This window comes from Amycolatopsis sp. w19, assembly GCF_051373225.1.
Lineage (GTDB): Bacteria > Actinomycetota > Actinomycetes > Mycobacteriales > Pseudonocardiaceae > Amycolatopsis > Amycolatopsis japonica.
The window spans coordinates 369,484-381,965 of the sequence record NZ_JBPQFM010000003.1 but is presented as its reverse complement, the minus strand read 5'-3'; the positions used below and the strand labels follow the sequence as shown (position 1 = coordinate 381,965).

Below are 12,482 nucleotides of genomic sequence, written 5' to 3'. Positions count from 1 at the left end.
CCCGTACCGATCAGAGCTGCATGGTGTCGGTGTCGCAGTTGGCTCGAGCCAGTTTCGTCGCTGCGACGGTCGCCGGATGGTCGGGTCCGAGGGTGCGCCGGAAGGACGCCACCGTCTTGCTGTGCAGGAGCTGGGACTCCGACTCCGCACCCAGTCCCGCCAGATCCAGCGCCAGGTTCAGCATCGCCGCAAGGGTCGACGGATGGTCTTCGCCCAGGACCCGGGCCGAACGCTCGATCGTGTCCTCGTCGAGTTCCTTGGCCGCGCTGAAGTCACCCATCGCGGCCAGATCACTGGCCAGGTTGGTCGCGGCCACCAAGGTGAACGGGTGGTCCCGGTCGAAGATCTCACGCAGGCGTTTGAACGCCAGTTCGTCCAGTTCCTTGGCTCGCTCCAGGTCACCGCGGAGCCGGCAGGTCACCGCGAGGTTCGTGGCGGCGATCAGGGCATAAGGATGCATGTCCTTCCTGATCTTGACGAGTACCCGGTAGGCAGTCGTCGCCAATTCCAGTGAGCTGTCGAGCTCACCGAGCACCCTGAGATCGGCGGAGAGCGTCATCATCGCTGTCGCGGTGTCGACGTTCTCGTCGCCGTATCGGGACCTGTACTGCACCAGGCATTCGTCGGCGTGACGGCGGGCATCCTGGTGCCTGCCGCCTTTTCTCAACGAAATCGCCAGGTTGCGGATGGCACCGAGGGTACGTGGATGATCATTGCCGAAGATCTCGCGCTGCCTAACCAGGGTCTTCTCCTGAATCCGCGCCGCGTCGAGATACTTGCCCACTTCACGCTGATCCATCGCCAAAGCATTACGCGATCCGAACGTCTGCGAGTGGTCCGGGCCGAGCACCGCCATCCGCCTTCGCAAAGTGTCCTCGTCCAACGCCAGAGCGCCCTTGAAGTCACCCATGAGGCGAAGACAACCTCCGAGGTTGAACGCGTAGACCAGGGTCGTCGGATCGTCAGGCCCGAGCAGTTCCCTCGCACGGTCGTAGACCTGCTGTTGCATCGCCAACTCTTCGGCGAACTCGCCCTGCGAACGACGATCGGCCGCGACCGTGTCCAGCATGCCGAGCAGGATCTCGTGGTCGTCACCGAAGCTCGCGCGCATCGACTCGAGCGTCTGCCTGTTCAGCTCGAGCGCTTCTTCGATCCGCCCCAGCCTGCGCAGGGCGATACCGCAGCGCCGGGTGATCTCCAGCGTGTCGATCTCTTGTGCGCCGATCGTGCGCTGCCACGAGTTCATGGCCTGCTGGGCCAGGTCTCGTGCGCCCTCGAAGTCACCACTGTTGATCAGGTACCGGACGAGGTTGTGGATGAGCGCCCGGACCCAGCGGTCGTTGCACTCGACCGCCCGCGAAATCGTCGCGTGCGGCAACAGTTCGGCATAACGCCGCCAGTTCTCGGCCGTGTCGGGGTCACCGGGATCGCCGCTGACCAAAAGGAAGTGGACGGCGTGGCGCATGTCGTCCTGTTCCTGGGGCTGCAGCCGGTTCTTCAGGACCGTCTGCACCAGCCGGTGCAGTTGCAGGCTGTTGCTGCGGTGGTCGATCTTGGCCAGCGAATACCTGCTGATCTCCCGGATCGCCCGGTTGAGCTTGATCGGGTCACGCAATGCCTCGCCCAGCACCTTCGGCACGGGAGCGTCCCGGATACCGATGAACAGCTTCCGGGAGATCGGCTCCGGTCCGAAGAACGCGCAGACCTGGAGCAATTGCAGCGACGCCTTGTGTTCGGCGTCCAGTTTGTTCAGCGGCACGTTCCACGCGGCGGCGACGGGGAGCTGGTAGTCGCTCGTGCTTCCGGCGCTGAGCAGCTCGGACCTGTTCTGTTCGAGCAACTCGAGATATTCGGGGACCTGCATACCCGTCTGCGAACGCCACGCCGCCGCCTGTTCGATGGCCAGCGGCAGGTCGCCGAGCGCTGCGGCCAGCCGGTCCGCGTCGCTCTCGTCCAGATCGCCACCACGTAGATGCAGCAGTTCGATGCTCTCCGCCCGGGTGAACAGGTCGACCTCGACCGGCCTGGCGAACCCGCCCCAGTCGGAGTTCCGGGAAGTGACCACGACATGCCCGGAGCCGACCGGGAAGAACTTCCGGACGTCGTCCGGACGGTCGGCGTTGTCGAACACCAGGATCCACCGAGCGTGCGGATGCCCTCGGCGCAGCGCTTCGAGTACGGCGGGCACGGCGGTTTCTGCGGAACCCGCCGCGGGAATGCCCAGGCGCTGGGCCATCTCCACGAAGCTCCGGTTGATCTGCGACTGGTGCTCCGCGGAGATCCACCAGACGAAGTCGTACTCCGCGGCGTGCCGATATATGTATTCGACCACCGTCTGAGACTTGCCGACACCGCCCATTCCATGCAGTGCTTCCGGCAGGACCGCGGCCTTGGCCCCGGGGGCCAGCAGCCTTTCTTTCAGCTGTTCGAGGAGCTCTTCCCGACCGACGAAGTCCGGATTGCGAAGGGGCACTTCGCCCCAGATCTGCGGGGCACTTGCTGTATCATCGGTACGATAATCACTTGCTAATGTGCTGCCAGGGGCGGCGACCACATCGTCTCCTTCGGCCTCCAGGTGAGGCCCTGACTCATGTTGCGGCGTTTCGGTCGGAGACTGGGACTTTGTGGACACCATGGTTCTCCTGACTTTTTCCTCCTCTGCCGGATCACGGTCAGAGAACGGCGACATCTTACTCATGTCCATTTTCTGCTCCAGGCCGAGAGTCCGCCGCAGCTTGCCAGCACGTCGATGATAAGGTCCGCTTAGTGCCCTAAGAACTGCAGCTTGTACGCGCAAGTGCGGGATCGCCTCGACGGTCGGCTCCGGCTCTTCGGTCTCATCCGGCTCCTCCAGTGCGTCCGCGAAGTTTCGCAAAGCAGAATTCTCATGGCCGGCGAAAGCACTCAATACACGAGCGACCTGTGCGGTCTCGGATCGTTGACCACAGGCCAATAGCTCCTCGCGAACGCCGTCGATGAAGTCATAGGAAACCGTCGTACGCCCTGGCTTGATCTCGTTGTCCGGCAGCTTTTTCAGCAGCCCGCCGAGCATTACCTCAGCCAGTTCGGAATTACCCGAGTTCGGCAACAACACCCGCTGGACGATCCTTATGAGCGGCAGGCTGAGCGGGGCCGCCGCGAGTAGCGCGGCCAGCCGGAACGCCTGCACCGACGCCAAGGTGCGGAAGCGCAAGACCCTTTTCTCGGCGGTCAGCGACTCCACCGGCTCGGCAGGCAACGGAATCGTCTCCTGCTTGTGCACGAAGGTCGCGGTCGTCTCCACCCATTCCGAGCCCGGCGCGGTCAGTAGCCGAACCCAGCCCGAGATCCATTCGGAGGTGAGCCCGAGGACCGGAACCGGAACAGCGCGCTCGGCACCGTCGCGATCGAGATCGATGTCGCGTCCCATCGGCATCGAACGCAGTTGATGGTTCGTCGCCCCGGGGAACGGCGCGGAAAGCGCGGTCCGGCGGGTATGCAGTCCGCTCCACGACCAGAGGCGCTGGTCCATGGTCTGCACCAAGGCGACCGGCATGGTCTTACCCCACCTGTACAGCACCTTTCCCAAGGCTCCGCTGTGCCACGCCTTGCCGATCGCATCCGTGAGGACCAGCACGATCCGCCGTCCGGTCGGATCGACGAGCTGATTCCAGTGCGCTTTGAGCCCGGACGACCCCTCCGCTCGCAGGGGGCGTTCGGCCAGTTCCGGCAAGGTGGTGTCGATCAGGTAGGTGCGGATGTCACGGAACGCGCCCTGATGCGCCAGCAGTGAGCGGAATTCCTGGATCGTCTGCTGCCAGATCTCCATCGAAGGTGCCGAGTCGATGACCAGGACCATCTCGTACCGCCGCCAAGGTGCGCCCCGCCATTGCGGGAGCCACATTCCGTCGTCCTGCGCGGCCCGCTCGGCGGTCGCTTCCTCGTCCAGCTCCTGCCGCCATGGGGACGACTGTCGCCGCGACAGTGGACGCAACGCGCGGGCGATCCGGCGGACATCGGACAGTGTGGGGGCCGTGGGCCACGCCTGGCGATGCGTGCCACCGCCGACGGTGTCGACCGGCGCCCCTCGGGCGGTCCTGACCGGTCCTGGTGCCCACTCCTCGGGTGGGGGGACCTTGCGTTTCACCGCCGGCCCCGGTGGTGGCTCCGCGGGCTCCGGGTGTTGCTCCGCCGCGGCCTCGTCCGGTCTCTCGTCCTGTTCCTCCGGTGGCGCATCCGGGGAACGCGGCGCAACCTGGCCGTCGGGTGGTTTCTCGGCCGGCAACGCCGGACGCAACCGGCTCGCCAGCCAGAGCGAATCACGGATTTCACGAAACGTCAGGTCGCGGGCCCGCCGCGGCGTGGAAGGATCCTCCAGCCGGTCGAGATGCTGCAGAACCAAGGACTGAACGGAATTCGCGGCCGGGGACTCCACCGGCTCGTCGCGTGGTGGACCGCTCATCCCGTCTCCGTGGAAAGCGGGTGCCAGATGGCCTGCAACAGATCTGCCCATTCCTCGTCCGGTTCGTAGGCACCGGAGGTGGCCATCCGCACGGCGAGGTGGACGGCGTTGAGCAATTGGTCGGACGCGAGTCCGCCGACCTCTTTGCTGCGTTCGAGAAAGTCGCTGATGAGCCTGCGCGCATCGATCCCCTCCGGCGCCCCGAAATGGGCGGCGATCATGCCACTCAGCTGCTCGAACCCGGGCTGCTCGATGTTGAGCCTGAGGCAGCGGCGCAGGAAGGCGGGCGGGAATTCCCTTTCCCCATTGCTGGTGATGACGATGATCGGAAACTCACGGCAGCGCACGACCCCGCCGTGCACGACCGCGCTGCCGCCACGGTCGGCGGTGAGGACTTCGACGTCAGGCTGTCTGCTGGCGTAACGGACCAGCTCTGTGATCGCGTACTCGCCCTCCTCCAGTGCGTTCAGGAGGTCGTTCGGCAGGTCGATGTCCCCCTTGTCGAGCTCATCGATCAACAGCACCCTTGGTAGGTCATAAGGCAGCAACGCCGTGCCGAGCGGACCGAGGTGGATGTACTCGCCGATGTCCGCCGCGTCACCGTTCATGGCGGCACGCCCGCCCGCTGCCTGGACCCTGCCGATGGCGTCGTAGGCGTAAAGGCCGTCTTTGAGGACCGTACGGCTGGTCACCGGCCACCTCAGGATCGGCCCGAGGCCCAGCTCTCGCGCTATCAGATACGCGAGCGACGACTTACCAGTACCCGGATTGCCCGTGACGATCAGCGGCCTGCGCAGGTAGATCGCCGAGTTGACCATGGCGACCTCGTTGGCATACGGAGTGCGCGGTGTGCTCAGCAGCCGCCCTACCCGGCGCTCCCCCTCACCGCCGTCGTCATCGGGACGCGAGGCCGTGCCCGTGCCCTTGAACAAACGCCATGGTGGCGGTTCCGGCAGGTTGGCGATCGGCTCCCGCGCGACGTCGCCCGTGCCGTGGTACACGCGCCAATCCTGTGATTTCAGGCCGTCCATCAGGCTGGCGCCTCCTCGGGCGCCGCGGGCTGGCTGGGTATGACCACCCGGGACGGATCGTCGTAGACCATCGTCAGCCCGCCGCCGAAGTGTCCGCCTTCCGGACCTTCCTGAAACGCGACGATCCTGGCTCGTCGGGCACGTTCGAGCAGATGGTGCTCGTCATCGGTGTTCTGGAGCAAGTCCTCCACCGAGTCCACGTGCCGTCTGGTGAGTGGCTCGAAACGATGCCAGACGATGACCGGCACCCCCGCCCGGACTCCCACCGCGACCTCGTCACCGCCCGCATGCCTGCCCTGCGGCGGTTCATTGAGCACCAATGCGACCAACTCCGGCTTTCTGTTGAAGTCCGACATCAGCTCGCGCAAACCGTCCACTCCGTTCGAGCGATGCCTGCGGCAGGCCAACGGCGGGATCGCGCCATACGCCGCCGTCTGCGCACGCAGTGCCGCCCAGCGTTTCCGCCAGCCACCGTGGTACTTGACGAAAGCCATTCTTTCCTTCGATCGCACGGCGACCAGATAGCGGCATCCGATGGGCTCGGGGATCAGCGGATCGGTCTCCCAAGCCCATTGATCGACATCGAGGCTGAGGTTCTCGTAGTCGAGCACGAACTCGATCCGCAAATCCGGCTGGTACTGCGCCCAGTCGGCCTCCACCTTCTCGATCAATGCGGCCACATGGTGCTTCAGCGACTCGTGGTGAACGGTGACGTCCTTCCCTCGGATCGGCTTCCATCCCTCGGACAAGTCGAGCTGACGCCAGTGTGACATCCGGTACTGCGCGCCTGTCGGGCCCTCTCGCTGGAGCTGAATCACGAGGTATGCCTCGGGATTCGGTGGCGGCGACGAGAAGCCGACCGTGTCGCGCAAGTTTTGCCGAACGTGCTCGAGTTCCGTTCGTAGCTCGAATCGAGTCGCCTGGTCGTCGGACCACCGGCGCAGCTCGATCGCGAGCTCGGCCCTGACCTTCGTGGCCACGTGCTCGACGAAAAGCAGTGGTTTTGGAATCCCCGACGGATCGGCATTGAGCCGCTCCAAATTACGGAAGACGTCGAGGTAGGTGGTCTGCTCTTCGAGTCTGGGGGCGGTCATCCCCGCCACGCTTTGGTAGATCTGGGCGATCTCCGGCACGACAACGCCGGAAAGCAGTGCGAAGAGACGCTTCCTCTCTTCCGGTGGCCACAACTCCAGGACCGACATCTCGTGAACCGCGAAGCGAACGCGAGCCACGCTCTCGCCGTGCTCGACGCGTTCCAGCACTTCGACCAGTGCTCGCGGACCGTCGGGATGCCGGGCACACATCTCGGCTATGTCCAGCAAATGCCCGATCGGCTGCTGGGAAGAACGTATGTTCGGGCGGATCCGGAGCTCGTCTCCGAGCAACCGCACCAAGACGTCCCGCCCCTCGGCTCCAGCGAGAAAAGGAACCTGGTGCATCGCCTGGACCAGCGGCCATAGCGAGCCATGATCCACCGTGTCGACGAGCCACGGGTCCTGCCGCCCCGTTTCCCCGCCCTCGGCCGCATCATCACCCTTGGGAGGGTGATGATGCGGGACGGGGGATCGGATCCACGCCGTGGTGTCGACTTCTTTCTCCCGAACCGTGACGGCCCGGTAGAGCGACGGTTGCGCGGCGGGTTCGTTCACGACGATCTCGCTGTAGAACGTTCCCGAGACAATGATCGCGATGAGGTCGTCCACTTCTCTGAGCGCCTCGCGGAGCTGATCGGTGTCGACGAGCCGGCAGGCGAAGTTGACCGCATTGCCGACAATGCCGTTTTCAGCCATGCGGGCATCGCCGCCGTGCAATGACATCCGAAGCCTGATTCGCGCCTGCTCAGCACAGACGGCGTTGTAGCGGAGAAGCTCCGCGTTCAGCCGCGAGGGCCACTGGTCCACCAGACAACTGCCGGGCGTGGTGCCGGGGATGAGTATCAGAGCGCCATCGCCGCGGTCCGTGATGGTGCAACCGTCGGGATCGATACTTGACGCGCGGAGCGCGCTTCGCAGCGCGGTGTGCAGACCGTTGTGCGCGGTCGTCCGGTGCAGGTCACTCCGGTCGGGATTACCGAATCGCTCGATGTCGACGACCACGATCAAGTGATATGCGGGAGGCTCGTCCGGCCGCATGCACTGTCACCTCGATCCCCACGTCGACACACCTCCTTACAACCGTAGTGGAGCAGGTGGACGCTCGTCTGCAGGGAAAACTCCGCGGCAAGCACGAAGTTGTAACCGATCGAGTGGCCGCAAGCCAAGCTTGCAGACGCGGTTTCCGCACTAATCGTCCAGCACGGAACAGATTTCCCCGAAGAGGTGCCCTTGCACCTCGAAAAGCGTCAGAATCGAGCAAGGAAGCATCCACACTCCAGGAGCCTTTCGCCGCGCCGGTCGAGCAGGGCGAGATGACTCGATATCCCTTAATCAGCCTCGTGGAAGTCGTCGAGGCGATGCGCCTCGGCCGATGACTCCGTGGCGGCCAGCCAATGCGGATAGGTGACATAGACGAGTTCCGTGTCCTCCTCGGCCACGTAGACGAGCTCCGTTCCCGCACGTAGATAGATCGCCTCGCCGGCCCGAGCCGTCACTGAACCCGAAGGGCCCTCGACGGTGAAAACGCCCGAAGTGATGACGAGGGCCTCGTCGTAGGTCATCTTCCAGGGGTTCTTCTCGCCCTTGGCGTAGCGACCGAAGCCGACGGACATGGCCGCGCCGCTGTCCTGTGCGAGGACGTCGGCCAAGAAGATCTGCTGGTCGAGCCGCTGGAACCAGGTCGAAGCGCCATCGCTCGTGAAGTGTTCGACGGACATCCGGGTCTCCTTAAGTGGAAGTTCTTCCACTTAGTTAACTGGAGAAAGTTCCACTTGTCCACCGGTTAGGCTCACTGGGTGCTTCCCATCGCAGGGGCCGGGACTCCAGAGCGGGCGGACGCGGCTCGCAACCGGCAGAAGATCGTCCGCGCGGCGGCCAAGCTCGTTGCGGCCAAAGGGATCGACGGGCTCGCGTTGGACGAGGTCGCGGCGGAGGCGGGCGTCGGGATCGGGACGGTGTATCGCCGGTTCCCGGACAAGGGCGCGTTGGCGCAGGCGCTGCTCGACGAGAACGAGCGCGAGTTCCAGGAGGCGTTCATCAGCGGGTCGCCGCCACTCGGGCCGGGGGCACCCGCGCCCCAAAGGCTGAGGGCGTTCCTGGAAGCGTACGTCGACAGGCTTGAGACGCATGGCGAGCTGCTCATGGTCGCGGAGACGGAGACGCCGATGGCGCGGTTCGTGACCGGCGCGTACCGGCTGCACCACAGTCACCTGGTCGCGCTGATGAGCGAGATCGATCCAAAGACCGACGCACACTTCAGGGCTGATGCGCTCCTCGCGCCCCTGGCGGCGGCCCAGTACGTCTACCAGCGGCAAAGCATGACGCCGGAGCAGATCAAAAAGGGCCTAGTAGATCTCTACCGGACCGACGCGTAAGACGCCGTCATCCAGCGGCACGCAGCGCTTCCCGCCACGGCCCCGCAGAGCGGCGAAAGTTCCGCGAGGGTAGACGACGTCCATCCAGGCGCACGGATTCGCGGGCCGGTGGACCTCGAAGCGCACAGGGCCGTCACCGGAGTCCAGAGTCACGACCGAGCCCCGCGGCAGAGCGTCCACGTCGAAGCCCGAGAGCACGATGTTCCGCCGGGCCAGCAGCGGATCGCCAGGGACAGCAGAAGAGAAGAGCGTGACCGCGGCGGAACGATGCGCGGGATGGTTGAAGTACCGGTCCCCCACCAGCCCCAGTCCCGCGCGGCACCTCGACATGGTCGCGCGAGACCGGGGACGGATCAGGACGCGCCCCCAAGGCGGGACGGCCCTCGTACGCATGCACGGAGGAGACGTGCAGCGCGACGATCAGCGCTCCCCGAGCTGCCATTCCGGCCGCACGTAGTGGCAGGTGTAGCCGTTCGGGATGCGCTCCAGGTAGTCCTGGTGTTCCGGCTCGGCTTCCCAGAAGTCACCGGCCTGGGTCACCTCGGTGACCACCTTGCCCGGCCATTTCCCGGAGGCGTCGACGTCGGCGATCGTCTGTTCGGCGACCTGCTTCTGCTTGTCGTCGGTGTAGAAGATCGCCGATCGGTAGCTGGTGCCGATGTCGTTGCCCTGGCGGTTGAGGGTCGTCGGGTTGTGGATCTGGAAGAAGAACTCCAGGATCTGCCGGTACGTCAGCTGCGCCGGGTCGAAGACGATCTCGATGCCTTCGGCGTGGGAGCCGTGGTTGCGGTAGGTCGCGTTCGGCACGTCGCCGCCGGTGTAGCCGACCCTGGTGGAGACGACCCCGGGGTGCCGGCGGAACAGGTCCTGCATGCCCCAGAAGCAGCCGCCCGCGAGAACAGCCTTTTCCGTCACTGTAGATCTCCTTCGGTCGTTGACACCCAGTACAACGTGTCGAACCGCCTCTGTCATCCCCGTCCAAGTGTGACGGAACGCTTACGTCCGACGGACGAGCGCCGAGAGGGTGGCCGGAGTACGCCCGGGTGCGTCGACCATGGCGGCGATGAGCCGCTGCACCGATGGCCTGCTGAGCTCTTGAGGCGCACAGTCGTGGGCACGGTTCAACGCGTCCGTGGCGCGCTCGACATCGCCGTGGTCCTTCCAGGCTCGCGCACCGTCCAGGAACGCTCGTGCGCGACGCTCGGCACTCGGTAGTCGCCGTGGATCGACGGAGTCGAAATAGGTCAGCGCTCGGGCGGTGTCACCGAGAGTGGTGTGCACACCGATGCGGTAGACGGCGACGGTGGTCGCACTGAATTGCGCGTTGCCCATTCCGCTTCCAGTGGCTTTCAACCGCCGTGCGGCATCTTCCGCTTCTTCGATGAGCGCGACCGCCTGAGCGGTGTTCCCGTTCTGCGCCGCCGAGTAGCTCGCGGTGCACAAGAGCGAGCCATAGGACGCGAGTTGCCGAACCGGCGGACTGCCTTGATCGGCTCCCAGGTCGAGAGCGGTCCTGGTGAGCATGGTGATGGCACCGTTCAGACCGGCGTCTCTGTCGATCTTCTCGGGAGCGCTGAGCGCATGCCGCCGCATTCCGATCGCGACGGCCCGGGAACTCGCGGCGATCACCAACGGGTCGCCGCTCGACTCCGCCGCCGAGTGTGACCGATCGGCGGCGAGGCGTGCGACACAATCACGGTGTTGTTTGACCGCCAGTTCCGAACCGAGCAGGTATGCGCTGGCGAGTGCCGCGGACATCCTTTCCTGTAGCCGCCCGACGGATGCGTCCTTGCTCGCGTGTGCGGTGGCGATCAATTGAGGTAGCGCGCGGCTGAGATCCGCGTACTCGCAGGCTTCGAACTTTCTCTGCGCCTCGGCGAGCGCTTGGGACAGCGTGACCAGCGGAACCGGTACCGCCGGGCACTGTGACTTCGCCAGCAATAAGGCTTCCAACGATTCCTCGCCTGCGGACGCGCGCGCCGTGCCAGGCAAAACCCCGGCGATCGTGACACCGACCAGCCCAGCGAGCACCTGTCGTCGCCGCATCGCCTCGTCACCGTCCTGTCCACCGGGGATAGCAGTGCCGACATTAACCGGCGTGCCATCCTCGCGCATTTGCGCCGCGCCGGTGAATGTGGGCGCCAAGCCGAAGAGGTGGGGCGGGATTTCGAGCACTTCGGAGAGGGTCCGCAAGTAATGGACATCGATGAGTTTGCGTTGACCCGTCTCCATCCTCGACAACGTGCTCAGCGACAGATGGCAGCGGTCCGCCACTTGCGCCAGCGTCAGCTGTCGAGCGCGCCGGACGACCCTGGCCAACGAGCCGTACCGAGCCATCGCAGCGGCCTGCACTATCTCGGGCGACGACCAAAACGGGTGGAGTGCGTCCATGGCGACCTCCCCGGCGATGGTCCCGCAACGGGCAGCCGCGGCAGTAGGGCGTTGCCCGGATCGCAATTTGACAGTTCCGCAAACTTGTTGCCGATCGAGCACACAGCCCTGGCCCGAGGCGAGAACGCGCGTTCCATGGGTTTGAGCACTGACAGCGCGATGACCGGCGGGAGGCCTGCAATGGGGACTCTTCGATGCCACGTCCGTCTCACGGCTGTTCCACCTGACCTTCCAGACCAGCCGGCCCGCCGCGCGGCCGCGGTCATGATGTCGGCCTTGGGCGTGCCGTACTTCTCCCTTTCCGGTGGTCATGGCCTCCGGTTGCGAGACATCCCGGACCCGGTCGGTTTTGTCGGCTTCGCGCTGAGAACCGAACCACCGCGGAACGCTTCTCCAGCGGAGTACCTCACTCTGTTCACCCTGCGGCCTGTTTCGTCTCCCAGCCGTTGCTCGATCGCCTCGGATCTGCGTGCGGCCGCAGCGTTGGTCGAAGACCATACGAACACTCCCGAGTTCTTCAACGCCAGGTCGGAGCACTTGCACGGCGTGGGAACACCGGACGCGCCGCTCTCGACTCTCGACGACGGCGTCACAGCGGACGGCGGCTGGCTCCGCTGGTCCGGCGAGAAGCCCTTCAGCGGACGTGCCGCCGAGCATCGGGCGATGCTCGAGTTGTTCGCCGAGCTACTGGAGGTCTCACCGCTCAACCGCGGGGAGCTTCTGATCGCGGACGTGACGGAACGCTTACGTCCACCGTGCGTCTCACGCTAGGTGAAAGCCCTCCTCGCGGTCCTCGCCCTCCTTCTCGCGGGCTGCGCGACGCCCACGCCAAGCCCGACACCGGAGGACGCCTTCCGGTTCGGCGGGATCTCGATGCCTGCCAGCGGCAAGGTGCTGGAGACGCAGTACGACCGTGGCATCGACTCGCGCTACGTCGTCGTCCTGACCCTGCCGGCGGAGGACGTGCCCAAGCTGCTCGAAGGGTCGAACTTCGCGCCCGGGGTCCTGAACGACGACCGGGTCGTCGAGGGTCGTCACGTCTACCGCAAGGTCACCGTCGAGGGGACCACGGTGCGTCTCGAGATGTTCACGACGTGAGCACTCTGAGTGAAAAAGATGGGCCGTTCGGACTCGCCTGGGTGACCCCCTA

The 12,482-nt window shown here is 65.3% G+C and carries 10 protein-coding genes; 3 read left to right on the top strand and 7 right to left on the bottom strand.

Annotated features, from left to right (window positions below):
• Positions 1-10: 10 nt before the first annotated feature.
• The 4 genes from fxsT to ACSMFO_RS09395 all read right to left on the bottom strand — a co-directional run bounded on the left by fxsT (position 11) and on the right by ACSMFO_RS09395 (position 8,284).
• Positions 11-4,441, bottom strand: coding sequence for an FxSxx-COOH system tetratricopeptide repeat protein (gene fxsT, locus ACSMFO_RS09410; protein WP_436458058.1), 4,431 nt, complete (start codon positions 4,439-4,441; stop codon positions 11-13).
• Positions 4,438-5,472 carry an AAA family ATPase gene (locus tag ACSMFO_RS09405; RefSeq protein ID WP_436458055.1) on the bottom strand — a complete coding sequence of 345 codons (1,035 nt, stop codon included), beginning with the start codon at positions 5,470-5,472 and terminating at the stop codon, positions 4,438-4,440. Before ACSMFO_RS09405 ends, fxsT begins: the two co-directional genes overlap by 4 nt.
• Positions 5,472-7,604, bottom strand: a complete 2,133-nt coding sequence (locus tag ACSMFO_RS09400) for an effector-associated domain 2-containing protein (protein WP_436458053.1) — start codon at positions 7,602-7,604, stop codon at positions 5,472-5,474. The genes ACSMFO_RS09405 and ACSMFO_RS09400 overlap by 1 nt, the downstream gene beginning before the upstream one ends.
• Positions 7,605-7,894: 290 nt before the next feature.
• Entirely contained in the window at positions 7,895-8,284 is a 390-nt protein-coding gene (locus ACSMFO_RS09395; RefSeq protein ID WP_436458051.1) for a cupin, read from the bottom strand.
• 78 nt (positions 8,285-8,362) lie between these two features.
• Here ACSMFO_RS09395 and ACSMFO_RS09390 point away from each other — a divergent pair, with 78 nt between their 5' ends.
• On the top strand, positions 8,363-8,941 hold the full coding sequence (locus tag ACSMFO_RS09390) for a TetR/AcrR family transcriptional regulator (protein ID WP_436458049.1): 579 nt from the start codon (positions 8,363-8,365) through the stop codon (positions 8,939-8,941).
• Here ACSMFO_RS09390 and ACSMFO_RS09385 read toward each other — a convergent pair.
• The 3 genes from ACSMFO_RS09385 to ACSMFO_RS09375 form a co-directional block, all read right to left on the bottom strand.
• Positions 8,912-9,334: a molybdenum cofactor biosysynthesis protein gene (locus ACSMFO_RS09385; protein ID WP_436458047.1), complete on the bottom strand. Its 423-nt coding sequence runs from the start codon at positions 9,332-9,334 to the stop codon at positions 8,912-8,914. The genes ACSMFO_RS09390 and ACSMFO_RS09385 overlap by 30 nt on opposite strands.
• Before the next feature lie 27 nt (positions 9,335-9,361).
• Positions 9,362-9,856 (bottom strand): peptide-methionine (S)-S-oxide reductase MsrA, encoded by a 495-nt coding sequence (gene msrA, locus ACSMFO_RS09380; protein ID WP_038508087.1) that lies wholly within the window; start codon positions 9,854-9,856, stop codon positions 9,362-9,364.
• An 81-nt stretch (positions 9,857-9,937) separates the two neighbouring features.
• Positions 9,938-11,332, bottom strand: a complete 1,395-nt coding sequence (locus ACSMFO_RS09375; protein WP_436458045.1) for a helix-turn-helix domain-containing protein — start codon at positions 11,330-11,332, stop codon at positions 9,938-9,940.
• Positions 11,333-11,596: 264 nt separating this feature from the next.
• On the opposite strand from ACSMFO_RS09375, the gene ACSMFO_RS09370 reads away from it, so the two are divergent.
• Both ACSMFO_RS09370 and ACSMFO_RS09365 read left to right on the top strand, forming a co-directional pair.
• On the top strand, positions 11,597-12,103 hold the full coding sequence (locus tag ACSMFO_RS09370) for a hypothetical protein (protein ID WP_436458044.1): 507 nt from the start codon (positions 11,597-11,599) through the stop codon (positions 12,101-12,103).
• Positions 12,104-12,430: a hypothetical protein gene (locus ACSMFO_RS09365; protein ID WP_436458042.1), complete on the top strand. Its 327-nt coding sequence runs from the start codon at positions 12,104-12,106 to the stop codon at positions 12,428-12,430. It begins immediately after the preceding gene.
• Positions 12,431-12,482: the final 52 nt, after the last annotated feature.